The sequence below is a fragment of the Mycolicibacterium mageritense genome, from assembly GCF_010727475.1.
GTDB classification, from domain to species: Bacteria; Actinomycetota; Actinomycetes; order Mycobacteriales; family Mycobacteriaceae; genus Mycobacterium; species Mycobacterium mageritense.
Genome location: NZ_AP022567.1, coordinates 7,002,810 through 7,024,104, shown reverse-complemented (window position 1 = coordinate 7,024,104; position 21,295 = coordinate 7,002,810). Strand labels below are relative to the sequence as shown.

Here is a 21,295-nt window from a genome sequence, read left to right as displayed (position 1 = left end):
CCTGCTCGTACGGACCGTTGGCGGTCACATATCGACTGTCTCATTGAGTGCAGACAGCGCAGCAGTGAGACACGCGGTGTTCTCTATACCCCTAGGAGTTTCGGGCAGTTGTGGGACAGTCACGCTGGCTCCGTGTCGGCAAAAATTGGTGGTCAGGCTCGGCCGCCAGCAGTACCGTCGGCCTAATCTATTGATTGGCGGAGGTGTGGTGATGGCGGAGCGGACACCCAAGAAGGTGGTCGTATCCGCAGCGGCCGCCAAGAAGGCCGGCGCCCGAGCTACAAAAGCTTCCGCCAAGCTGGAGGGCAGGGTGATTCCGGCGGATCATCGACGTTCTGCGGCGGTCAAGGCGTACCTCGCGAAGCAGCAGTCGCCGAAGCGCTGAGGTGGAACCACCTCAACGGGCTGTCCTTGCCCTCTCGGGTACCTTCGCCTCACATGGATTCTGGGGGCCAAAGGCATCTGAGGAGACGTGCATGGCTGATCAGCTACGCCTGGGCAGACCACGGACGTTGTCGTTGTCGGCTAGGGCGTCGCGTAACCGGACGATCTCGTCGTGTTGGGCGGCCAGTCGAGAGATTGCGCTTTTGCGGAATTGCTCGTGGGTGGCGATGTCGGCATCGCGGTCAGCCAACCATTGGCGCAGCTTGACGACCTCGTCCTTCAACCGCCGAATTTGTTTTTCCCGTTGGTCGTTGTCGATGTTGAGGGCGCGCTGGCGTTCGCGCCGCGCTTCGAATTCTTCCTTGAGGTGCAGATAGGTGCTGTAGAGAGCGGCGCGAGTGACTCCAGACTCTGCAGCGAGCGTCTTTACGTCGCAACCACCTCCTGCGGGTATGTCTCCGCGCAGCAGCCTGTCGGAGGCGGCCCTGATGCGCGATTCGATTTGTTCGCGCTGCTGTTGGCTAACTCGGCCCATGTGTCGGCGTCTCTAGGGATCCTGCTGGCCGCCGGTGCTGGCAGCATCGATGCCGTCGATCACCCGTTGAGCGCGGCTCAGTTCGGACTGCAGGCGTTGACGTTCGGTTTTCTGGGTCTTGCTCAATGAGCCCAGGAAAGTCGTTGTCGATTTCACGGCTTCCGACCACGTGTCGCGGTGACGAGCGTGGTGGGTTGCCTGTGGGCAGCGAGCTGCGTCGCACATACCGATCAGGGGCTTCTCGGCGGTTGGTGTCCCTGCAATCTTCAGGCACAGGGCACGGGCGGGGTCGCTGAACCAGCAGTAGTTCGCCACAGCTAGATGCAGCGTCTTGGCGCGTCGTGAAAGCAGGTTACGAAGCTGTTGATCGTTGGGGAGGACCTTCGGGGATGCCTGCTCGCGGTCGAGTCGGGCGTCGATGCTGCCGAAGTAGTCGATGAGTTCGCGGGCGCCGGGCCCCGCGGGCATGACCCCCCGCTCGAAGTCGGCGAAGGCCTCCAGTGTCAGCTCAATGTTTCGGCTCTGTTCGTGCTGGCTGATCTCGGCCCACAGCTTGGCTTGAGCCCCGCCGGGGCGGGCCGCGTAACCCTCGGTGGTCACCACGGAGACGTGTTTGAGTTGCACCTTGGCCGCCAGAAGCCCCGCTGGCCGGTAAGCAAGTTCGATGGCAAGCCGGCGGCGCAGCATCCGCAGGGTGAACGTCTCATCAGGAATCGGTTGCAGTGAGGGGGACCCGTTTGGTGGTCCAGTCGCTATGCGACTTGGGGTTGGTGGGTCGTGGTCCACTGTAGAGCGAACTCCGCTGGGGTAAGTTCGCCGTGGGCGGAGTGGGGTCGGTTGGCGTTGTAATCGCAGCGCCAGTCCTCGATGATCACCCGGGCCTCCAGAAGCGAGTCGAAGCGCCACGAGTTGAGCAGTTCATCACGCAGGCGGCCGTTGAAGGATTCGATCCAGGCGTTCTGCCACGGCGAGCCGGGATCAATGAAAAGGGAACCGGCACTGTTGAATCGGCACCAATCGCTCACGGCGTGGGCCACGAACTCAGGCCCGTTGTCGAAGCGCACGTAGTGCGGCGCCCGTGGGTGAGGGCCAGGCGATCCAAGACGTCGACGACGCCGTCGGCGTTGATGGCGCGGTCGACCTCAATCGCGAGTGCTTCGCGGGTGAACTCGTCGATGACGTTGAGCATCTTGAGGATGCGGCCATCGGCGGTCGTGTCGAACTGGAAGTCCATCGCCCAGATCACGTTCGGGCGGATCGGTGACATCGCACCCACGGCGACACCGATGCCGGTCAGCCGCTTCTTGCGGCGGCGCTGTGGGACCCGCAAGCCCTCTTCACGCCACAGCCGGCGGATGCGCTTGTTGTTGGCTTTCCAGCCGGCCTTGCGGGCCATCTTGGCTGCCCGTCGCCACCCCCAGCGAGGTCGATCGGTGGAGAACCGGCGCAACCAAGCCCGCAGCTCGGCCTCCTCGGTGGCGATCGGCGCCGGCGTCAGGCGCATCGTGGAGCGGTGCAGACCCACGACCGTGCAGGCGCGGCGTTCAGACACCCCGAACCGCTCGCGCAGCACCGTGACGGCGCTGCGCTTGCGGTTCGGGGTCAGAAGTTTCCCGCCGAGATCTCCTTGAGCATGTCGATGTCGAGGGCCTGGTTGGCGACCATCTTCTTGAGCCGGGCGTTCTCGGCTTCGAGTTCTTTGAGACGCTTGGCGTCGTTGGCCTTCATGCCGCCGTACTGGGCAAGCCAGCGATGCCACGTCGACTCCGCGATCTCTAGGTGTCGGCACACCTCGCTCAGTTCCTGGCCCGCTGCAAGGAGCTTGTTGCCCTCGGCGAGCTTGCGGATGATCTGGTCCGGGGTGTGCCGCCGGCGCTTGTTCGATGCCATGTCGTTGTTGATTCTTCCTTGCCCGCAGACCGGGCAACAGAGTCGCACAACGACTGGACCACTACGAAGGGCTCACCTCAGCAGGCCCAGCCTGGCGCCGGCTGGCCCGTTGACCCAGGAGCAGAGTCGTCTAACGAGGTCCTGGTAACTGAACCGGCCGAACAGGTGATCGAGGTCGCTGCGAACCCCGTGCACGTCGAAACCGATGAGCTTCTCGGCGACCGCCGCTGCGCGGTGCGCCTCGGGGATGACCACCCACTCTTCGGGTTCGCCGCCCAGAGCACGCCCCTTGATCACTTTCCCCTTTAGTCGATAACGCTTGAGCCCCGGCGCGATTTCCTCTTCGGTCAGGCAGCCCCGCTGTAGTTCCATCAGCTCACCACTCCGCATGCCGGTCAGGATTGCCACCACCAATAGGCACGCGGTGCGCAGCAGGCTGGGCAGGTCATCGGCGACCGCGTAGTGCAGGGGTTCTGTCCAGGGCACTTCGGTGTCGTCATCAGCTCGGAGAACTAGAGCAGCGTTGCGGCACAGCGGTTTTTCGGTCCCCACGACAGCGAGCACGTTCTCGATCGTGTTACGCAGCGCTGGCTGTTCGTCAAGCCAACGACCGTAGAACTGGCGAGAGCCGACCGCATGAGCCAGTGGCGTGAAGTTGATGGCATCGAGAGGTCCGCCATAGGCGCTGCTCTTGACGGCGCTGAACGAGCCGAGCCGCTCGTAGAAGGGATCGCCCTCGCGCAACTGCCGGTCGAGCACCGCAAGCAGCTTGTCAGTCGGGCACGCGCGCATCCCGCGCAGGTTTGCCTTCCGTTCAGTTCGCTCCACTAGCTCGTCACGAAGCGCCAGGATGTGCGGGCCGAGGGTGTCCACGATGTATAAGGCCGCCGAGAGCAGCGGCCGCAGCGTCTCCATCGGCAGCGGAGGCGTCTTGTTCTCCCCGGTGTTGGTCTTCACCCCGGCAGCCTCGGCGGCGGACTTGCCTGGCCACGGTCGAAATCCAGTACGGCATCGATCGGCGGTGAATAATTCGCTGTACTCGGCGATGTCGATCATGACCATCGCAGCCTGATAGTGAACGATTAGCGCTTGACGAATCGGCTCGTCCTTCTCGCTCCGTATCTCGCGGCGCCAATTCAAGTACCCGTCGCAAAGGCCCTGATCGAGCTGGGTCAGTTCGTCGACTCCTTGCTCGGTCAGCCAGCGGAAGAATCGTGCCAGCTCCGCCAGCCGCATAGCGCAGGTTTGCAGACCGAATGCAACGCGGTAGGCGTGCGGCAGTACGCGTACGTGCTCATGATGGGGGACCAGCAGGGCGAACACGTACTCCTTCGCGACCTGGCGCCAGCGCGGATTGGTTAGCGGCCGAAAGTCCAACTGCTGCTGACATTTAGCGAGTGCGACGGCTGTGCCGACCACCTCGTCCAAATTCCACACGTCGTCATCAAACAGCGGCCGTCGGGCCCCCTCGGTCAGTGGAAGCGAGGCGGCTCTGCAGACATCGATTCCTGCGAAGGCCGATCGCGGCAACGCGGTGCTGTCGGCGGCGGTCGAGCTTTGTCGGTTCACTGAGTGCCTTCCTCTGGCCGCAGCGGGATGTCTTGGTCGGTTTCGCTGACGTGGGTGGCGGACCGAGTGAGCACGTCAGGGGGAAACAGTGCCAACACTTCGTCGAGGCGAGCTGAATATGGACCGAAAACGGCCATGTACTGCGGTGCAGCCATGAGCAGCCATTGCCGGGCGAAGTACGCCTTGAGTCGCAGGAGGTTCGTCGCATGGCGAGGGGTGAATAATGCCAGCGGGCACAACAGACATACCCATGGCCGCGCCGGGCACGGTTTGCCCACGGGGCCGTGGACGCCGGCTAATTGGTCAGCGCAACTGGCGACGAACACGTCGCGTTCGCCGCCGACCAGCTCGGCCAACGCGGGCCCGTCCAGGTTCAGCGTGTCCACCAGCTGCGGGAAGCGTTCGGCGATCTCAGCGGCATCTGCCTCGCCAAGCAGCACTTGCGGAACGCAGGCCTGACGCACCAGGTCGCCCTGAGCCTCCTCGATCACACCCTCGATGGCGCGTTGCTGGCCGGGCGTGGTGACACTGAGGTAGTGATCACCCTCAACCGCCGGTGTGTGGTTGGGGTCGATGGTGGCCCTCGCGCTGCCGAACCAGGTGCGGCGGTCCCGCGTGGACTCGAACGTGGTGCGGATACGGTGGCGATGCACCTTTAACGGGCTGCCGTTGTCGTCGACCAGGCCACGGTTCTTCACCCACTTGCGCAGGGATGCGTAATCAGTTGCACCGGTGAGGAACTGGTGACCGAATTGTCCTTGCTGGTACCGAATCCAAAGGGCCCCGCGCTTGTCGGCGGGTGCGAACTGCCGCAGCGACGCCGAGTGGCGCAACCACTGCTCGAGCAGTTTCACCGCGTCCTTGTTCAATACCAGACTTTCGGCGGCGGTCCGACCCTTGAAGTACGACAGCAGGACCTCGCTGTCCCCGGTCCAGTCCAAGTCCTTTACGCCCAGGTTAGCGATGCCATCTGGCACGATTCCGGTGTAGCTGCCGAACAGCAGCATGTAAGCGATGACTGTCGAAGTCTGAGGAAAGAGAGCTCTGCGAGCGGGTACCACTCCGCCGCTTCGGCTCGCGATCGTGGCCGCGCACACACCATAGAGACGGCTCACCGATGCGTTGGTGATGGTCGGCCCCAGGTCGGCGAGTAACCAGCAGACGTCTTGATAGGTCCAGTTATCAAGCGAGGGCCGCTGGCCCCGTTGCGCTGCGGTCGCAGCGCGGCGATTCTCGGCGTAGGAGTCGTTGATGACCTCCAGGCATGCATGCTGTAGACGGCCCCACTCTGCCTCGGAGTAGGGGGCGAGTGGCTTTTCGTTGCGGCGGCGTTTCGGGTGAAAGGTTTTGCCGGTCACGAACTCCATGACACCGGGCGATAGGGGCTCGATCTCGTTGCCGAATGCGGTCAACAGCTGCCGGCAATTGCGTTCGACGGCAGTCTTGCGGCTCATCAGGAACTCGGCCACTTGGCTTCGGGTCAGGTCTTTCACCCCACCGGTGAATCCCCGATCATCGAACCACGACACCATGCCGGCAATGGAGCGCATGTGATGCCGGACAGTGCCAGCCGCATCAACCCCGCCCCGTGGGTGAATCAGTTCGATCAGCGCTGTCACCAGGTTCGTCGCCAAGGTCTCGTTGCGGAAGCCGGCTGGCACCGCGATCCGGGAACGCTGGCCATTGGTGAACAGGCAGTCCAGTCCCAACGGGTCCGTCGTCATCTCAGCTGGCATTAGTCGGCCTCTTCGGCGAACTCGGAGGCGGCCTCGTCGGCAGCCGAATCGGCTATCAGTCCGTGATGGGATCCCGCCGCGGCGTAGGACTCTCGGAAGATTCGAGTGGTGTCCAGACGCCGCAAGTATTTCTCCGTGGTCAGTACCGACGAGTGGCCCAATAGGTCACGCAGCACCATCATCGGGTCTGCTTTCGACAGGTAGAACGCCAGCGCGTTGTCGGCGTTGGTGTCCTTCACCGCCTGGGCAAGCTGGGCGTAGTAGCCGCCTACCAAACGCTCCATCGTTTTCATGGCGAAGGTGTGGCGCAGCCGGTGTGGAGACACATGCGGGAATCGCGGCTCCCACTGTTGTCGGATGCGATCCGCAGTGCGGGCGAACACTGTCGACCACGCTGTGAACGGTCGTCCGTCACTACACACCGACAACAGACACGAACCACCGCCCGGCGCGACCAGCCGGCGCCGCTCAACGGGACGAAGCGAAGCCCACGCGACCCTGGTGCCGTTAACGCGGCCGCCCCGGTGATCCGGCTCGGTCACCATCAACGGCTCGCTTATGCACCGGTTTCCACAACGAGCCCTCCACGTTGACCGCCCGGTCCAGCTCGATGTAGCGATGCACTTCCACCAACGCGTCATACTCGATCCAGGTCGTGCGGAACTTGGTGCCCTTGGTCACCCCCGCGGGAACAGGGAACGGAATCGGAAACCGTTGTGGCCGTTGCGGTAGAGCGGGAATTTCCCACACCAGCAATGATGAGAACTCGGCGGCCCGCAACCCCGTCGACAACGCAAGTCGGCCAACAGCACCATTGCGGGCCAAATGGTGGCCACGAAATTTTGACGGACCGCCGTCACGGTCAAGTCCTGCCAATCCGCGGATGAGCAAGTCAGCGAAATCCACAGCCAAGTACTTGATCGACACGTGCGGTTTGGGGACGCGCCGAGTGGCAGAATTTTTCTGGCGCAACAACAATTTGTCCGCATACGAATTGAGTGCCACGCCGTAGGAGAACGGTTCGCTAGCCGCGTAGCCCTCCGCCGTCGCCCACCGATAGAACGACGCCAACACGCTCACGTGCTGATTCCACGTCGTCGCCTCGAAGCGGGCTTTAACAGGACCCACCGCTCGATACGCAGCGTAGCCACTCAGCCCAGTGCGCAACCGCTCCCGGTTATCGAAGACACCGATTCCGTGCTCGGTCAAGAAGCGCGCCCAGTCTCGCAGAATCCGTCCGTACCGAAGCCACGTGGCCGGTGAGGTCGCCCCGCTCGAAGGTAGCTCTCTCAACCACCTGTTCATCGCAACAGACGCACGGGGACGGCCCGGCGCATCCCCGTCGGCGCCACCGGGCGCCGTTCGACATCCCATGTTTCCCAGCCGTCCCCGGTGAACGCCACCATCTCCACACCGACACCTAAGTCCTATTAATCCGACAACGAGTCCCGACACGCGCAAGGCGTAAAGGAGACCGTCAAAACAAGACACGGAACTTATGCGGAGAGAACCCAATACAGTCCGGCACGGTCCAGTGCCGCCACCTCGGTGCGCATCTCGTCCAGCGACGCGCCCAGATCGCGAGCACGATTGTTGCGGCGCCGCAACTCGGCTGGGTCGCGCACACTTCTCAGGTCGGGATCATCGGTCAAAGCAACGGAGAAGCGCTCGATCAGCTCGACAAACCCGCGGCGCAACCCGGCACGAATATCGGGCACCGCGGGCGCTGCCCATGGCGATCCGCGTTTCATCGAGTGACCTCCTGGTAGGACCGGTACCGAATCGGGGTGAGCCATCACCTGAGCCCCGCTCCGGCGGCCACTGTATGGATCCTGTCGCCTCTCGTTTCTACTCGATCTGAGCGCAGAACACGTCGTAGGCCTCCTGAATGACCGGGGCCACCGCGTCGTAGGTCGCCCACGTGTCCGGCGCGGCGTAGGTCACCGGGTGGCGGGCAATCTCCGGGATGTACTCGTACATGCCAAGGTATGCGCGGTAGGCGGCCTTGCTGAATGCCCAGCCCCGCGGGGTGAGCATGAACCGTGGATCTCGCCGCAACAGTGCTGGAATACAAACGCACCCGGGTTGGCCGAACGATCCCGAAGCGATGCGACGTCGACCCGGTCTTCGTTGACCAGATCGTGGTGGGACAACCAGGCGAAGAACATCCCGATGTGGGTCGCTGCGCACGTTTCGTCCAGGTCGTGTTCGCGGCAGGTGTCGAAATGCCATCCGGCATCATCTATCGGCATGGTGTGACTCCCTTTCTTGTCCGAATCCGTTGTTGTGGCGGGTTTCCGTGGGTGCGCGCCTCCCCGGAGGTCCGTCTTCGGCGAACCGCGCAGCCGGCGCGCCTACTTCACGCAGGGTCCGTACTCGTCGCGGATCCGCTGCTGGAATTGGCGGGCGGCGGGCACCAGGTCGGGATCGGAGCCGGTGTTCGCGTCGGGGTCAGCGCAGTTGCCGATGTCGACGCCGCCCGACCAGCGCAGATCGCCGTGGCGGGCCGGATCATCTGCCCAGGACCAGCCCAGCTCCAGCGGGTGCTGCGAGCCGGCGCCGAGCGCGGCGATGACCCGCACAATGTCGGCGTGTGCGGTCTCGGGGCTGGGGATGGCGACGTTGAGGCGTTCGACCTCGCCATCACGGATGATCAGCAGCCGCGGGGTCGCGGGTGCGGCGGCCGCCAGCTGCATGTCGATGTGGTGTTTCTGCTCCGGGCCCAGCTGTGTGCGGATCCACCAAGAGGCCTGGGTGCCGGGCCCTGCCGGGGGATTGACCTCGACCTGGTCGAACGGGCGGTTGGCGAACACCTGCAGGACGGTGTCAACCACAGTTGCCGTTTCCTCGGCGCCGTTGATCGTGATCCTGGTGGCGCCGGCGGAGGTGCGGAGCATATCGATCGTCTGCGCGGCGACACGCCCATCCAAGTCCCGCAGCCGGGTCGCCACGTCTGCGGAATCGTCGGGTAGCGATGCGCTGGCGCCCAGAGTGACGAAATCGGCGATATCGATCTCGATGCGCTGATCGAACTCCTCGAACCTGTCGCCACGTGCGGTGTTGATCTCGGCTGCGACGGCGCCGATCTGCTCATCGGTGGCCTGCGCCATGTCGATGCGCAGCTCAAAGCGTGTGCCCTCCAGAATCCCGTTGTCATAGACGAGATCGACATCGCTGACCCCCGGCATCGCCGAGATCCGTTGCTCGATGTCGAGGGCTTCACTCCCGCGGTCCGGTACACCGGTGCAACCCGCCACCGCAGCGGCGGCAACGAGCAGGATGCCGGCTTTCACGCGCAATCGCATATCCCCGAGCCTAAGTGGGGCCAGCACCCCCACCGCACACCAGAATCCCGCTTCCGGGCCGCCCAGAAACTGGTGCGCGGTACTGCATGGACAGCGGCGAGAATAGAGGACATGACACCCGAGCCCCGGCGGCTGGCGACGCTGCGACGTCAACGCAGCCGCGCGACCGCCGCAGCCATCATGGCCTCCGCGGTGATCGCCGGGTGCACGACGGCGGATCCGGCCGCGCAGCACGACACCGGGCCCGCCACGGTCAGCACACCAGTGCCGGTGGGCGAGTGCGCCGCGTTGCACGGCGACGGTCACGACGACGCGTTGAGTGCCGCTGTGGCGCGCTGCGGCGACGGCATGACCTACACTGTGGCCGCGCACACCGACGTAGCAGGTAACTGCCCGTCACCCGCCGACGCGACCGTGTTCGTCGAACCGTTCGCCGACCGACTCACCGCGCGGCTGTGCATGGTCCCCAACTTGATGACAGGCCAGTGCTATGCGTTCGGAATCCCCACCGGCATATACGCACAGACGCCCTGCGCGAGCGCAGGTGCCGCGACCATCCGCATCGAGGAACGGTTCGAAGTCAGCGACGCGCACGCTTGCACAGACGCGCCCCCTTCACGCACGATGGTCTACCGGTCGGTGCCGCGCACCTACTGCCTGTCCTACCCGGGAATCGGAGAAAGATGAGCCGGGAAACACGCTGCGCTGCAGCAGCATTCGCGCTGGCCGCTGGGATCCTCAGCGGATGCACCGTAGCGGTGAGCGGATCGGCGGCGATCGAGGGCACACCGGATGTGCGGATCGGACGCAACGTCGCCGACGTGCTGCCCACCCACCACGAACTGTCCGCCGCACTCGATATCGCTTTCGAGGCCGAGGACTTTCCTCCGAGAGTCGGCGGTGCACGAGTGCTGGGCGTCGGGGCCGACTACAGCGGCGACATTGCCTGTGCCGGGGTAGCCGAAGAGGCCACATTCAGTGTCTACAAGGCGCTGCCGATCTGGGCGGCGGCGGAGGACAGCTGGGACAGCGAAGGTTTCATGCCGCCCCACGTTTTCGTCGATGTCGCGGCGATCGCGCTGCGCTCGGAGGCCGCAGCACGTGATGCGGTGACCGCGTTCGGCGACCAATGGCGGCAGTGCCAGGATGCGGACGTGCGTGTCGCCGACGCCGCGGGATCCGGTCACGATCTGGCCTACCGGGTGAGCGCCGTGCACACCGAACCGGCACAGCTGAGCGCCGAGGTGGTGTTCAGTACGTTCGCCGGTGAGGCCACCATCAAGCGCGCAGTAGTGGTGGCCGCCAACTGCATCGTCGATATCAGCGTGACCTACTACCGCGATGACGGGCCCGCCGTGCCAGACGATCTTGCCGAGAAGGTCGCCCAGGTGTCGCTGGAGCGCATCGACGCGGCCTAGATCGGCGGCGCGGGATCTGCTTCAATCCGTGACGGGGACGGGTCAGAACGGGGATGAAGTGCGCGGCGTCGCAATGGTCGAACCGGATAAGCGGGATCTGATCGTCAGATCCGCGCTGACACTGGCCGCTGCCGGGGGCGCCTCGCGCATGACACTGAGAGCAGTTGCTGCCGGGTGCGGCGTCAGTCTGGGCTTGGTGCAGCATTACTTCGGCACCAAGGCGGCGCTGATCGCTGCGGTCGACGAGCACGTTCTCGGTATCGTCTCCCACACCCTCACCGCGCGCCCCGCCCACGGGGGTTCACAACCCACGCCGGCAGAGCTGCACCGCCGGTTCGCGCAACTGTTGGTCGGCAACCCCGAGGCCACGGCCTACATGGCGCGCGCCTTGTGCGACGGCGACCCGATCGGGGCGGCCCTCTTCGACCGGATCCTGCAGGTCAGCGCCGCCCAGGCGCCGGCGGCCAGCGCATCAGCTACGGGCCCGGACCCGCTGTGGGCGGCGCTCAACCCGTTGATCCTGGGCCTGGGGACGATCATGTTCCGCCACCACATCGAGCGTCATCTGCCACAACCGCTGGACGCCCCGGCGCAGCTGGCGCGCTGGCACGCCGCGGCCACGTCACTGATCCGCGAGGGCTATTTCCGCCACGCCGACGACCGGCAGCCGCCGCAAAATAGGTGATCGCACCCGGGCCGATAGCCTAGAGAAATGCGTGGCGTCGATACAGATACGGCGACCGGTGACGTGCGCACCGCGCCGCGGCCGAAGCGTCGGACGGCCTCCACCGCAGGGGCCGACGGGGGCGGGCAGTGGTGGGCCGCGACGAAAGACCAGACCGAAACACCGATCGACGAGCTGGTCGACGGGTTCGCCGAGATCAGCAACCAACGCATTCCCTACGGCTGGCTCCCCGTGCGTGCCCACAGCGCCTACGCCGCTGAGTTCACGGTCTGGTCGGATCTGGGCGCCGAAACGATCGCCACTCTGCTGGGACGCCCCTATGCGGGCGAGGCCACCGTGCGCGCGGTTCTGCTCACCGCGTGCGATGCCGTCGCGCGCCACCTATCCGCGCCGAAGACGACCAAGGCGCAGATGAGCACGTCGTCACTGGCCGCGGTGCTTCGCCGGTTCATCGGGCGCTTCGACGACTATGACCGCACGGTGCTCTCCGCGCGCGGATGGGCGCTGCGCCCGCGGTCGATCGATGAGATCGCGACCCATCTGGGAGTCGCCAATGTCAACGTGCATCGCAACGAACCGCGTAGCCGCCTGCGCTTCCAGGATCTGCTCACCGAGCCGTGGCACAGCCCCATCGCACACGCAGCAGAGCAGCTGCGCACATGTCTGGGTGCGCTCACCCGAGAGGCCACCGCCGCGGCTGCGCTGCAGGAGTTCGGACTGGATCTGGGCTCCGACGCCGGGCAGATCGTGTTGTATCTGGCCGGCCCCTACCAGTGCACCGGGCCGTGGCTGGAGGTCGCCGGCGCACTGACCGCAGCCGATGCCGCGCTGGATCGTGCCCTCGTATTGCGCCGTGCCCCGACCCGATCCCAGCTGACGAACTACTTCGCGAGCGTGGGCATCACTGCGTCGGCGGCGATGGCGTTCATCGAGCAGCAGCCGGACCTGCGCCGGGTCGGCGACCGGTGGGTGCGGTGGGGCGCGGGTGTGGGAGACCGTGCCGAGGCGGCGTTGCACCTTGCCGGTAGTCCCTGCGACCTGGAGCAGATCGCCGCGACGGCCGGATTGCCTGTTGCCGGCCAGCGGCGCGTGTACCTGCGCGCAGTTCTCAACGGCGACGCGCGCTTCATCCGGACCACGCGAACAACCTGGGGGCTGGCTCGGTGGGGTCTTCGCGAATACGCCGGCATCTATGGCGAGATCGGCGCGCGCATCGACGCCGCCGGCGGAGCAGTCAGCACCGCACAGGTGGTGGCCGAGGTGACCGCAGCTGCACCCGATATCACCGAAAGTTCGGTGCGCAAGTTCATGGGCACACCGGGCTACATCATCGAAAAGGGGATCATCCGGCGGCGCACCGGCGACGATCCCTGGCCCAAACCCGAATCTGCGGCAACCGCCCGTGGCGTGTACCGCAACGGCCGCCAGATCCGTGTCGCCATCTCCGTCGACGCGAACCTGCTACGCGGTTCCGAGATGCCGTTGCCGGCGCAGGCAGCAGCGGCGCTCGACATAACACCAGGGATCACCAGACTGTTCACGTCCACCGTCGGGCAGGTGCCCATCCGGTGGCGGCTGTCCTCGAACCGCGGACCCACCATCGGATTCCTGCGCGCGGTCGCGGCCGCCGTCGGCGGCGCCGACGGCGACACCCTCGTATTGGCTTTCGACAAGACGGACTCGACTGTGCAGTCGACGTGCATCCCCGCCGATGCGCCACCAGCACGACGGCTCGCGGGCCTGCTGGGCCGCCGCGTTCGGGACCCGCTCGCCGGCATGGCCCGCGCGCTGCGCTGCCCACCCGAGGAGGTGATGGAGCGGCTGCACGCCCGCAGGGATGCAGAAGTGGCCGCACTGCTGGAGTAGATCCGGCGGCCGGTGAGGATGGTCACCGATCTGATTGCCGCGGTACCACGTGAGGGGCCGAGGGCTTCAAGAACTCCGAGGACGTTGCGGTGGCCGGCATGCCTGTGTCGCGCGTCCTTGATCGACGCGAATGTCGTTTATTCGCGGACGCTGCTCGACTGGGTCAGCATGCTGAGCCTCCGCAGCAACATGTTCGAGGTCTTCTGGACCGAGTGAGTTACCCCGGTTGGCGCGATCGTGTCACGTAGCGACGCGAGCAGTCGGCGAACTACCGCACCGGGGCTCTGGACCTACCTGGCCAGACCTGGCGAGATCGGCCCGCGATCACCCGAGGCGACGACCGCTACCTCGTCGGTGACATGGTCGCCGCACCGGGCCTACTCGCCGAGGTATCCATTAGCAGCGCCCTTACCGCAAGCCGCCTCGCGACCGCGAGGTGAGTCCGGCAAGGTGCATGGGCATCTTTACAGGCGTTGTGGCTGATTAGGTAGCGGCCCGTGCAGCGCGGGCGTGGGCCAGGCGGTAAGAATCGGTCCCGGTCTCAATGATGTTGCCGCCGAATGTGAGTCGATCAACGATCGCCGCGCACAGTCTGGGGTCGGTGAAGGCGGTCGCAGCAGCGGCGCGGCGCGGGGACATCGACATCAGGGCTGTCGGTGAGGCGATTCGCGGGGAGCGTTCGCCGGCGGCCAGGGACAGCTACGCCCGGCTGGTGTCAGAGGTCTCGGTGTCAGGCGCACCGTCAATGACGTGACAGGCTCGCTGATCTGCGGCGCGACTCGATCTGCCTCGATGCCAGTCCCGTCATCCAGCCGGATTCGCCATCCGTGTGAGGAAGGCGTACACACCGGCGGGGTCGTCAGCGGCGCGAATCCTTCGGTGATCAGCGCCGACGCGACGCAGTGCGACCCGCATGGCGCGGCTGTCGTCGGGCCGAAGCTGGCTCAGCACAGCGCGTGGGTCACCTAGCGCCAGGCCGGCCAGCGAGATGAGGTCTTGCAGATGGCGCTCCGGATCGCGGCTATCCACGGTCCATGCGTGGGCCTTGGCGACCAGGCCACCCAGCAGCGTGGGTCGCCGAACGTATCCTCGCCGACCGTCGGACTCAATCGGCACGCGCTGCGCACGCGTCAGCGCCTGGTTTCCACCTTCAGCGCCGAGTCCGGGCCTACCCGACCCGGTCCTGGCGGGTCGCCTCTGGCGTTCCATCCCCTCGGGGACCATCACGTCGATGACCGTCTTCCCGCGAGCGAAGCGATACCCCAACCCGTCACTGGTTTTCACCTCGGTGAATCCGTTGCCGGTCAGGTAGAGCGTCGTGTCGCGCAGCGCGTCGCGGCGGGTCCACACACCCACGACCATGTCGCCGTCGTCGGTGGGCCGGTGAATGGTGACTCCATGCTCAAGCAGGTGCAGCATGGTCATCTGCCCGCCGACCAGAACCCACGGCGGCGGATCAGTCTCTTCGAAGTCCAGCAGTGTGTGCCACATGCGCATCTGATGCTCGGGCATGTCGGGCAGAACGACGGCATCCTGTTCCAAGGTCCGGACGAAATCCGGTGTGGTGCGCAGAATCTGATTCCACCGATCCAGGTCGGCGCGCGAGACCTGCTGCGCCGTCTGTCCCAGTGCGCGCAGATCGGTGTTCAGCCGCTCGCGTTCGTTCTGCGTCAGTGCCGGTGCCAGCCCGACCCGGGTGCAGAGACGGTCCACGGCCGCAGCGAGGTCCGCGGTGTCGGCAATCGCCGAGGCACCAGGCTGCCGTCCTGCCAGAAACATTTCGGTGGCGCTGTCGATGGTCTGGCCCGTGATCGCCGCGATCGCTTCCAGCGCCACCGAATGGGGACATTCAAGAGCGCCCACCGTTCAGGTCCGCCTGGTCGCGCGCAGCGCGTCGTTGATCAATGTGCAGCCCGCGGAACGCGTCCGTGCGTCGGTGTCGTCGGCCAGGTCGGCACCGACAATCAACCGCGGCGATGCGCGCACTGCGAAGGTGTCACCGTGTGCGCCGCTGTCGACGATCTCGGTCGCCGCCACCATGTCGAGGTCGAGCACCCGCAGTGTGAGGTTCCCCTGTGGGCTGTCGATCAGAAAGAAATCCGCGACTAGTCGGCGCGCGGTCCCGGCGCTGACGTACGCGTCGGCCGCGCCGCCGGATGCCAGCCCGAGACCGTAGACGTCAGCCGCGCTGATCCCGGTGGGGAGAACGTCGCCGGTGCCCAGGAGGTCTTGTACGTCGCGCGCGCCGATCCGGTAGCGGCGCACCGTCTGCATGCGCAGGGACAGCCAGCGTTGCACCGTCTCACAGGGCGCGGAGGCCTCCCGGGCATGGGCGAGTCGGTTGCGCAGGCGATAGCGCTCGGTGGCGTTGAGTCCGCTGGCAAGCCCGTCGCACATCGCAGCTGCGGCCCAGGCGGTGCGGGCCGCGAACGGCCGCCCTGTGGCCCCCGCGGTCATCAGGTCGGCGTGCCGGTCGACGCTGTCGGCGTCGATGAGCCACTGGTCGCCTGCGCGTGTGGCGGTCAGACGCCCTGCGGCGATCAGCGCGCGCACCCGGGAGGTGTGCACACCGAGGCGGTGCGCAACCTGCGCGGTGGTAAGGACGCCGGACATATACACAACTATAGCGGGATCGCGATAGTTGTGTATATCGTTGCTGTTGGACCGCCTAGAATGGGGACGTGACAGGCCGCCGTTCAGTCCCGGTAGCTGTCTTTCTCGGCCCCGATTCTGGCCATCCTCCCGCGCAGTGCACGGTCACCCTCGATTTATCGGCGCTAACCCCTGAGAATTCTCATTCCCGCAGCAGGTCCAGTGAAGTGCCTGGTGAGCGCGTTTTCTCAGTGCGGATGTGTATCCCTGACGAAGTAACTCGGGGTGACACCGAAGATGTCGGCCACTGCACACACTTCGTTGAGGCGCGGCGACGCGACCCCGTTGCAGTATCGGTACCACTGCGTCTGTGAAAGCTTGAGGTCAGGGTGCTCGACTTGCAGCATCCTGTGGACGCTCAGCGGCGTCACACGCCGCTGCCGGCCGGTACGGGGCTGCACCGCGAGGTGGCCGCCCATCAGTGTCCGTAGGCGGTCTGCGAAATAGGCCGCGGCTTCATCGACTCTCGTGTTCTCCATGTGCCGACATTAAGGCTGCAAACGGGCCATTCAGGCTGCCGCGCACTAGGAATTTTCATCGCCCTGTCACCGGTCGGAACTAGTCGAGCCCACCAGGCAAAACACCTGTAGCCGACACCCGAATCGTTGACCGGAACCGCATTGAAAAGCCACCGGACGGATCGCTGAACTGGGCAGATGGCATAGCCCCCGCAAGGCACATGACACCAGTGAGCACGCACGGCTCCGGCAGCCAAAAGACGTGACAGTCCCAGCTCAGCCGATGCACGCATTTATGCACGTGCAAACATCAGCGGCATCGAAAGTACCTGGACGGCGATAGGCTGCCACCATGCCGTCACTCGCCGTACCAGCGGACGGTCCGGACACCGCCTTGGACCGGCGCACACAGGAGGCGATCCTGCGTGCTGCCGCGGCTGCCCAATCGCCGGGCACCCGGCGCGCTTACGACAGCGCCTGGGCCCGATTCGAACGCTGGTGTGCCACCCACCAGCACCGTCCGCTACCGGCACGTCCAGATGTCGTCGCGGCCTACCTCGTCGAAGCCGCCGAGACCGTCGACAGCGACGGCCGCCGTTCCTATGCCGCCGCGACGCTGGCCAAGTGGGTCGCGGCGATCAGCGACCGACATCGCCGCGCGAGCTGCGACAGCGACCCCACGCAGCATGCACTGGTGCGCGCAACCGCCGCTGGTCTGCGCCGCGAATACGCGATCGCCGGTGACCGTCCCCGAACGCCGCGCGACCCGCTGCTGACCGAGGACATCATGGCTCTGGTCGAGACGGCCCGCGCCCAGGTGACCGGGTGGGCCAGTGGGGTCCGTGAAAGGCGTGACACGGCGCTGTTGCTGATGGGATTCGCCGGAGCGTTCCGCCGCAGCGAGCTGGTCGCACTCACCGGTGCTGATCTGGCACTGCACCCGCTCGACGGGATGCATATTCACGTGCGCCGATCCAAGACAGACCAGGGTGGCGAGGGCCGCGTACATGCACTTCCGCGCACTGAGGACCCCCGCCGTTGCCCGCCGTGCGCCTACACCCGCTGGGCCCTCGCAGTCTCCGCGTTCGACCGCGGCGGTCGCGCCGCACTCATCGCTGCGGTTTGCGGTGTCGACGATGACTTCGAGGATCACCTGTGCCGGCGGATGCGCCCAGCGATCACTGGGGGACGGGCGGTGTTTCGCTCCATCGCACAGAACGGCAATCTCTCGACTGATGCACTGTCCGGGGCCGCAGTGCACTCCGCGGTGCGCCGGCGTGCCGAGCGAGCCGGGTTCTCCGAGGACGAGGTCGCCAGACTCGGCGCGCACAGCCTGAGAGCCGGATTCGTCACCCAGGCCATACGCAACGGCGCCGACACCGTGGCGATCATGCGCCAGACAGCCCACCAGACCCCGGCGATGGTGGCGCGCTACGCCCGAGAGAAAGCACCCCTGGTCGGCAACGCGGTCACCCAACTCGGGCTCTGACCGTGGCTGTCAACCGTCGGGAGCAGGCGGTGTGGGGCTTGTTCGCCGACTGGTGCGCGGCGCATGAGCAGCCGCCGTTGCCGGCCGCGCCGCTGACGCTGGCGCGGTTCCTGGCCGAGAATCCCGCCACGGTGGCCAGCCAGCGCCGCCGTGTAGGTGTCGTCAACGCGGTGCACCGGCGTCGCGGACACCGACCGCCCGGGCACGTCGAGACGGTGCGCGAACTCATCGACAGTCGCCGGCGCGGCACCGTCGCTGCCCGGGCTGATGCCGCAGCAGCTGCGCTGGCCAGGCTCCCCAGACGCGGCTGGCCAACAGCGCTGTTCGCCCGCCGAGACGCAATGCTGCTGACGCTGGCCGCAGCCGCGGTGCCCTACACCCGGATCGCGTCGCTGCGCCTGGGCGACATCGACAGCGACCAGCGCGGTGACACCGTGTCGGTGACCTGCCCCGACGGGACGGCGTACACCGCCACAACGCCCGCAATCGACGCGTCCCCGGTCAGTGTGTGGGAGGAATGGCGGGAGATCCGCGGTCTCCAGCACCAGTTCCCGAGCCCACGCATTGTCGCGGCTCATCTTCGGGGGCAGCAGGTGCGCAACGCCGCTGCGGCGCCTGTGCATCTACCGCTGTTCACGCCGATCGACCGCTGGGGCGACTGCGGCCTAGCGCCGACCGCGCTCACACCCGCCGCGGTCTCGGCAATCCTCGCCCCGCACCTGGAAGGCACGGCTCTTCCACATGCGCCGCTTCCGGCACCCGAAGCGCACCGCGCGAGACGTCCCGCGCCCCGAGCAGAGCCTGCGCCGGTACCGGAGACCGTCATGACACTGGACCCGGAAACCTTCGGCCGCGGCCTGGCCGCACGTCGCCGCGCGGCCACGGATCTGGCCGGAGTCACCGATGTGCTCGACGATGTTGAGGACCGCGCCAGCCGCCTACTCGATGACCTGCTGCGGCTGCTCGACGACCCAGACCCGGGCGCACAGCGGTGACGCGCCCGGTGGCAGTTCGGCCACGGCGCTGTGATCCCCTCCAGACAGCCGGGTGCACCGTGTTCCCAGCACACGCAGGAGGATTCGCCGATGTCTGTCTTCTACGAGTTGCCGGCCACCGAACTAGTGGAGGGACTGTCCACTGACGATGCCCAGCGCATCCTCGACGTGATGCGCGTGGGGGACAAGATCCAGGTCACGGTCTACACACCACGCACTGACGATGACGCGCAGGATAGACAGAACCAGCACGAGTCTGAGACCCGCCTATACGGCGCCGGCAGCTACGTGTCACTCGGCGCGTTCCCCGGCACGCCGGTCGACCTGTCGCGGCACCCGCAGGCGCGGAACCGCCGCGAATCCTCCAGGTAGAGAACCCATCGTGTGTGATGCGCAGCGGAGACGGCGGGACTCGAACCCGCGGCCGGTTACACCGACTACGCCTTAGCAAGGCGCTGCATTCGCCACTCTGCCACGTCTCCAATTTGGCTGCACCGCCGCCATTGCGAGCCCCCAGCCGGAATTGAACCGACGCCTGCGCATTACGAGTGCGCCGCTCTGGCCGACTGAGCTATGGGGGCATGCGCGCCTTGCACGCAGCAGCCGACGATCCGGTGCTTGTCTACGTGCATGGCACAAAACAGGTTGTACTCCGTGGTCCAGTCACACGCTCCGTACGACACCCACGTGCTGGTCGGTCACCATCTCGAATACACAGCGGCTAAAGCGCTGTCGGACCAGCTTAGTGCCGGGACCGTGAGCGTGGTGCCATCGAGCGATTTTCCGGACGACGCGAAAGTCGGTGACACCGTCGAGGTTTGAACGCACGTCCCGCGGAGTCACCGCGGTACCGATACGCGTTGTTGGAGTCTCCGACCGGAATCGAACCGGTGTGCGCGGCTTTGCAGACCGCTGCCTCGCCATTCGGCCACGGAGACACGTTCGCCGTACCGCTCACGATCGCTGGGCTACTGTCGACGCCTAGCGGCAGACGTCGCCGAGCCGGCGCGGCTGAGCGATCAGTTCGCGCGCCGGGCCACGTCTTCGAGAATGCGCCAGTCCTGCCCATCAATCGCCCAGCGATCGTGGGCGGTGCGGAACTTGTTCTTGCTCGCATGTTGTGCGGTGCAATCCGGACACAGACACCACGCCTGCAACCCATTGCTCGAGCGGTACACGATCTCGCTCGCAGCGCGGGCCTGCGCTTCCGTCACGTGAGACATCAACTCACGGCGTTTCGCTCATCGCAATCATCGCCCGTCGTCTTGGCTGACCATGTGCACATCCCTAGCGGGTTCCCAGTGCCGTGCGGCGGCGTCGAATCAGATCCATCGACTCGCGGCTCAGGTACCCGATCGGTATCGCTCCCAGCCGAAGCGCGAGTTGCCGTTTCGACTCTGTCACGTCGTAGTGCGCGATCGGTGTGCCGGGCTTTTGGAACCAGGCGCGTCGGAGACCCAGCTGCGCAGCGAAGGCGTGCAGCTCCTCATCGGTGTCGGCAAGCAGGTGCGACCACACCGCGTTGAGCCGCCCCACCTGAGCAGGACGTTGCATGTCGTCGACGTAGACCGGCATCGCCCTATCTCTCCACCGGTGTCAGTTCATCTGCGCGGTACCAGCGGAACGCATCGGGCTGGCGCTTGGCCGCGTCAGGGTGATCGGCGTCAGCTTCCAGGTAATGCATGCCGTCGCCGCCGGGACGCGGAGCCACTTGCACGCGATACACCTTGCGGTTCTTGCCGATTCGCACCAGGTCGTTCTTCTTGAACACAGCGTCCACCTGTCAACCTCCCCGGTTCATCGCGGCTGCATTGGCAATGCGGTCGCGGCAGTTTTCGTCTTTCGGGTTGCCGTTACAGAAGTAGAAGCACCCGCATAGTGGGCACTGCGATTCACCGGCCACGGGCTGTGGTCCTCTCGGTCTCAAGGTGCCGACGCGGGGAAGGCCGCACCGGTGTCGATGTCGTAGGCCCGCAGGACAGCAGCGGCCGCCACTGGCACCGTGACCACAGCTTCGAACGCGGCGGTGGGGTCGATGCGTACCACCTGCGCGGACACATCGACGACGAGCACCACCAGGGACTCCTCGACGTCTTCGAACGCTTCGGACAGCCAGTTGTCACTGGCCGCTTTGAGCGCGGATTCGCTGGTGAAGAAGTAGATCGCGGGAACTGTTTCACCCAGTTGCGCGGAACGGGGCCCGATCGAGGGGCGCAGACCATGGCTCCGGATCGACGCAGCTGCCGATGCGGTGGTGACGTGGAGGAGCTGCATTGGCTAGCTCCAGAGTGCGCGGATGCTGGGGGCGTCGCG

Annotated in this window: 25 protein-coding genes, 3 tRNA genes and 3 pseudogenes; 9 read left to right on the top strand and 22 right to left on the bottom strand. The window is 65.9% G+C overall.

The genetic code is table 11. The features are described 5' to 3' along the window. The first annotated feature begins 211 nt into the window (after positions 1–211). Positions 212–385, top strand: coding sequence for a hypothetical protein (locus tag G6N67_RS38880; protein ID WP_165572186.1), 174 nt, complete (start codon positions 212–214; stop codon positions 383–385). 99 nt (positions 386–484) lie between these two features. Here G6N67_RS38880 and G6N67_RS34025 read toward each other — a convergent pair whose 3' ends face one another. The 11 genes and pseudogenes from G6N67_RS34025 to G6N67_RS33985 all read right to left on the bottom strand — a co-directional run bounded on the left by G6N67_RS34025 (position 485) and on the right by G6N67_RS33985 (position 9,419). Continuing rightward, a complete protein-coding gene (locus G6N67_RS34025; RefSeq protein ID WP_036439559.1) occupies positions 485–919 on the bottom strand; it encodes a hypothetical protein in 435 nt (144 codons plus the stop codon). 12 nt (positions 920–931) lie between these two features. Beyond that, on the bottom strand, positions 932–1,606 hold the full coding sequence (locus G6N67_RS34020) for a hypothetical protein (protein ID WP_036439561.1): 675 nt from the start codon (positions 1,604–1,606) through the stop codon (positions 932–934). A gap of 65 nt (positions 1,607–1,671) precedes the next feature. Beyond that, positions 1,672–2,809 (bottom strand): annotated as a pseudogene (locus G6N67_RS34015) (IS3 family transposase). A 72-nt stretch (positions 2,810–2,881) separates the two neighbouring features. Further along, positions 2,882–4,378: a hypothetical protein gene (locus G6N67_RS34010; RefSeq protein WP_051579162.1), complete on the bottom strand. Its 1,497-nt coding sequence runs from the start codon at positions 4,376–4,378 to the stop codon at positions 2,882–2,884. Beyond that, on the bottom strand, positions 4,375–6,102 hold the full coding sequence (locus G6N67_RS34005) for a hypothetical protein (protein WP_234713980.1): 1,728 nt from the start codon (positions 6,100–6,102) through the stop codon (positions 4,375–4,377). Before G6N67_RS34005 ends, G6N67_RS34010 begins: the two co-directional genes overlap by 4 nt. Before the next feature lie 11 nt (positions 6,103–6,113). Further along, complete coding sequence (locus tag G6N67_RS39365; protein WP_131805410.1) at positions 6,114–6,398, bottom strand: hypothetical protein; 285 nt, start codon at positions 6,396–6,398, stop codon at positions 6,114–6,116. Positions 6,399–6,621: 223 nt separating this feature from the next. Beyond that, positions 6,622–7,419 (bottom strand): site-specific integrase, encoded by a 798-nt coding sequence (locus tag G6N67_RS39360; protein WP_235684079.1) that lies wholly within the window; start codon positions 7,417–7,419, stop codon positions 6,622–6,624. Between the two features lie 191 nt (positions 7,420–7,610). After that, on the bottom strand, positions 7,611–7,865 hold the full coding sequence (locus G6N67_RS33995) for a hypothetical protein (protein WP_036439565.1): 255 nt from the start codon (positions 7,863–7,865) through the stop codon (positions 7,611–7,613). 97 nt (positions 7,866–7,962) lie between these two features. Then, positions 7,963–8,151: a hypothetical protein gene (locus tag G6N67_RS33990; protein WP_036439567.1), complete on the bottom strand. Its 189-nt coding sequence runs from the start codon at positions 8,149–8,151 to the stop codon at positions 7,963–7,965. A gap of 65 nt (positions 8,152–8,216) precedes the next feature. Further along, positions 8,217–8,366 (bottom strand): annotated as a pseudogene (locus tag G6N67_RS39795) (DUF7832 domain-containing protein); the annotation flags it as partial. 102 nt (positions 8,367–8,468) lie between these two features. Next, positions 8,469–9,419: a hypothetical protein gene (locus tag G6N67_RS33985; protein WP_036439569.1), complete on the bottom strand. Its 951-nt coding sequence runs from the start codon at positions 9,417–9,419 to the stop codon at positions 8,469–8,471. A 111-nt stretch (positions 9,420–9,530) separates the two neighbouring features. Between G6N67_RS33985 and G6N67_RS33980 the strand changes: the two genes are divergently transcribed. From G6N67_RS33980 to G6N67_RS33965, 4 genes are all read left to right on the top strand, one after another. Continuing rightward, positions 9,531–10,106 (top strand): hypothetical protein, encoded by a 576-nt coding sequence (locus tag G6N67_RS33980; RefSeq protein ID WP_051579163.1) that lies wholly within the window; start codon positions 9,531–9,533, stop codon positions 10,104–10,106. Then, positions 10,103–10,837, top strand: a complete 735-nt coding sequence (locus tag G6N67_RS33975) for a sensor domain-containing protein (protein WP_081812777.1) — start codon at positions 10,103–10,105, stop codon at positions 10,835–10,837. The genes G6N67_RS33980 and G6N67_RS33975 overlap by 4 nt, the downstream gene beginning before the upstream one ends. A 73-nt stretch (positions 10,838–10,910) precedes the next feature. Beyond that, on the top strand, positions 10,911–11,522 hold the full coding sequence (locus tag G6N67_RS33970) for a TetR/AcrR family transcriptional regulator (protein ID WP_036439573.1): 612 nt from the start codon (positions 10,911–10,913) through the stop codon (positions 11,520–11,522). A 27-nt stretch (positions 11,523–11,549) separates the two neighbouring features. Beyond that, positions 11,550–13,388, top strand: a complete 1,839-nt coding sequence (locus G6N67_RS33965) for a hypothetical protein (protein ID WP_081812779.1) — start codon at positions 11,550–11,552, stop codon at positions 13,386–13,388. A gap of 483 nt (positions 13,389–13,871) precedes the next feature. Here G6N67_RS33965 and G6N67_RS39005 read toward each other — a convergent pair. Further along, positions 13,872–13,994, bottom strand: a pseudogene (locus G6N67_RS39005) (IS21-like element helper ATPase IstB); the annotation flags it as partial. On the opposite strand from G6N67_RS39005, the gene G6N67_RS33955 reads away from it, so the two are divergent. Continuing rightward, positions 13,990–14,142 (top strand): hypothetical protein, encoded by a 153-nt coding sequence (locus G6N67_RS33955; RefSeq protein ID WP_163642046.1) that lies wholly within the window; start codon positions 13,990–13,992, stop codon positions 14,140–14,142. The pseudogene G6N67_RS39005 and the gene G6N67_RS33955 sit on opposite strands and share 5 nt — an antisense overlap. Before the next feature lie 50 nt (positions 14,143–14,192). Here the strand turns inward: G6N67_RS33955 and G6N67_RS33950 are convergent, their stop codons facing one another. The 3 genes from G6N67_RS33950 to G6N67_RS33940 all read right to left on the bottom strand — a co-directional run bounded on the left by G6N67_RS33950 (position 14,193) and on the right by G6N67_RS33940 (position 16,519). Beyond that, positions 14,193–15,224, bottom strand: coding sequence for a hypothetical protein (locus G6N67_RS33950; RefSeq protein ID WP_036439575.1), 1,032 nt, complete (start codon positions 15,222–15,224; stop codon positions 14,193–14,195). Between the two features lie 30 nt (positions 15,225–15,254). After that, positions 15,255–16,001: a helix-turn-helix domain-containing protein gene (locus G6N67_RS33945; RefSeq protein ID WP_036439577.1), complete on the bottom strand. Its 747-nt coding sequence runs from the start codon at positions 15,999–16,001 to the stop codon at positions 15,255–15,257. Positions 16,002–16,228: 227 nt separating this feature from the next. After that, positions 16,229–16,519 (bottom strand): helix-turn-helix transcriptional regulator, encoded by a 291-nt coding sequence (locus G6N67_RS33940; RefSeq protein ID WP_036439579.1) that lies wholly within the window; start codon positions 16,517–16,519, stop codon positions 16,229–16,231. Positions 16,520–16,850: 331 nt separating this feature from the next. On the opposite strand from G6N67_RS33940, the gene G6N67_RS33935 reads away from it, so the two are divergent. The 3 genes from G6N67_RS33935 (at position 16,851) to G6N67_RS33925 (ending at position 19,354) form a co-directional block, all read left to right on the top strand. Beyond that, positions 16,851–17,987 (top strand): site-specific integrase, encoded by a 1,137-nt coding sequence (locus G6N67_RS33935; protein ID WP_036439581.1) that lies wholly within the window; start codon positions 16,851–16,853, stop codon positions 17,985–17,987. A gap of 2 nt (positions 17,988–17,989) precedes the next feature. Continuing rightward, complete coding sequence (locus G6N67_RS33930) at positions 17,990–18,982, top strand: hypothetical protein (RefSeq protein WP_051579164.1); 993 nt, start codon at positions 17,990–17,992, stop codon at positions 18,980–18,982. Positions 18,983–19,072: 90 nt separating this feature from the next. Continuing rightward, a complete protein-coding gene (locus tag G6N67_RS33925; RefSeq protein ID WP_036439585.1) occupies positions 19,073–19,354 on the top strand; it encodes a hypothetical protein in 282 nt (93 codons plus the stop codon). Positions 19,355–19,379: 25 nt separating this feature from the next. Here G6N67_RS33925 and G6N67_RS33920 read toward each other — a convergent pair. The 7 genes from G6N67_RS33920 to G6N67_RS33890 all read right to left on the bottom strand — a co-directional run bounded on the left by G6N67_RS33920 (position 19,380) and on the right by G6N67_RS33890 (position 21,256). Further along, positions 19,380–19,464: transfer RNA gene (locus G6N67_RS33920), tRNA-Ser, on the bottom strand. 26 nt (positions 19,465–19,490) lie between these two features. Further along, positions 19,491–19,563 (bottom strand) — tRNA-Thr (locus G6N67_RS33915). A 283-nt stretch (positions 19,564–19,846) separates the two neighbouring features. Beyond that, a tRNA-Cys gene (locus G6N67_RS33910) sits at positions 19,847–19,920 on the bottom strand. Between the two features lie 81 nt (positions 19,921–20,001). Further along, the gene (locus G6N67_RS33905; protein WP_036439589.1) at positions 20,002–20,196 is read right to left on the bottom strand and encodes a hypothetical protein; all 195 of its coding nucleotides are present in this window, start codon (positions 20,194–20,196) and stop codon (positions 20,002–20,004) included. A gap of 73 nt (positions 20,197–20,269) precedes the next feature. After that, positions 20,270–20,557 carry a DUF4031 domain-containing protein gene (locus G6N67_RS33900; RefSeq protein ID WP_036439591.1) on the bottom strand — a complete coding sequence of 96 codons (288 nt, stop codon included), beginning with the start codon at positions 20,555–20,557 and terminating at the stop codon, positions 20,270–20,272. Positions 20,558–20,561: 4 nt separating this feature from the next. Continuing rightward, positions 20,562–20,762: a hypothetical protein gene (locus tag G6N67_RS33895; protein ID WP_036439593.1), complete on the bottom strand. Its 201-nt coding sequence runs from the start codon at positions 20,760–20,762 to the stop codon at positions 20,562–20,564. Positions 20,763–20,905: 143 nt separating this feature from the next. After that, positions 20,906–21,256 carry a hypothetical protein gene (locus tag G6N67_RS33890; RefSeq protein ID WP_051579165.1) on the bottom strand — a complete coding sequence of 117 codons (351 nt, stop codon included), beginning with the start codon at positions 21,254–21,256 and terminating at the stop codon, positions 20,906–20,908. Positions 21,257–21,295 lie beyond the last annotated feature (39 nt).

What these genes read in the sequence shown, in the direction of transcription:
- G6N67_RS33945 (WP_036439577.1), bottom strand. Translation starts at nt 16,001, where the DNA reads ATGTCCGGCGTCCTTACCACCGCGCAGGTTGCGCACCGCCTCGGTGTG.
- G6N67_RS33925 (WP_036439585.1), top strand. Translation starts at nt 19,073, where the DNA reads ATGTCTGTCTTCTACGAGTTGCCGGCCACCGAACTAGTGGAGGGACTG.
- G6N67_RS33995 (WP_036439565.1), bottom strand. Translation starts at nt 7,865, where the DNA reads ATGAAACGCGGATCGCCATGGGCAGCGCCCGCGGTGCCCGATATTCGT.
- G6N67_RS34005 (WP_234713980.1), bottom strand. Translation starts at nt 6,102, where the DNA reads ATGACGACGGACCCGTTGGGACTGGACTGCCTGTTCACCAATGGCCAG.
- G6N67_RS38880 (WP_165572186.1), top strand. Translation starts at nt 212, where the DNA reads ATGGCGGAGCGGACACCCAAGAAGGTGGTCGTATCCGCAGCGGCCGCC.
- G6N67_RS39365 (WP_131805410.1), bottom strand. Translation starts at nt 6,398, where the DNA reads ATGGAGCGTTTGGTAGGCGGCTACTACGCCCAGCTTGCCCAGGCGGTG.
- G6N67_RS33900 (WP_036439591.1), bottom strand. Translation starts at nt 20,557, where the DNA reads ATGCCGGTCTACGTCGACGACATGCAACGTCCTGCTCAGGTGGGGCGG.
- G6N67_RS33990 (WP_036439567.1), bottom strand. Translation starts at nt 8,151, where the DNA reads ATGCTCACCCCGCGGGGCTGGGCATTCAGCAAGGCCGCCTACCGCGCA.
- G6N67_RS33935 (WP_036439581.1), top strand. Translation starts at nt 16,851, where the DNA reads ATGCCGTCACTCGCCGTACCAGCGGACGGTCCGGACACCGCCTTGGAC.
- G6N67_RS33890 (WP_051579165.1), bottom strand. Translation starts at nt 21,256, where the DNA reads ATGCAGCTCCTCCACGTCACCACCGCATCGGCAGCTGCGTCGATCCGG.
- G6N67_RS33970 (WP_036439573.1), top strand. Translation starts at nt 10,911, where the DNA reads ATGGTCGAACCGGATAAGCGGGATCTGATCGTCAGATCCGCGCTGACA.
- G6N67_RS33965 (WP_081812779.1), top strand. Translation starts at nt 11,550, where the DNA reads ATGCGTGGCGTCGATACAGATACGGCGACCGGTGACGTGCGCACCGCG.
- G6N67_RS33980 (WP_051579163.1), top strand. Translation starts at nt 9,531, where the DNA reads ATGACACCCGAGCCCCGGCGGCTGGCGACGCTGCGACGTCAACGCAGC.
- G6N67_RS33975 (WP_081812777.1), top strand. Translation starts at nt 10,103, where the DNA reads ATGAGCCGGGAAACACGCTGCGCTGCAGCAGCATTCGCGCTGGCCGCT.
- G6N67_RS34020 (WP_036439561.1), bottom strand. Translation starts at nt 1,606, where the DNA reads ATGCTGCGCCGCCGGCTTGCCATCGAACTTGCTTACCGGCCAGCGGGG.
- G6N67_RS33985 (WP_036439569.1), bottom strand. Translation starts at nt 9,419, where the DNA reads ATGCGATTGCGCGTGAAAGCCGGCATCCTGCTCGTTGCCGCCGCTGCG.
- G6N67_RS39360 (WP_235684079.1), bottom strand. Translation starts at nt 7,419, where the DNA reads ATGAACAGGTGGTTGAGAGAGCTACCTTCGAGCGGGGCGACCTCACCG.
- G6N67_RS34025 (WP_036439559.1), bottom strand. Translation starts at nt 919, where the DNA reads ATGGGCCGAGTTAGCCAACAGCAGCGCGAACAAATCGAATCGCGCATC.
- G6N67_RS33940 (WP_036439579.1), bottom strand. Translation starts at nt 16,519, where the DNA reads ATGGAGAACACGAGAGTCGATGAAGCCGCGGCCTATTTCGCAGACCGC.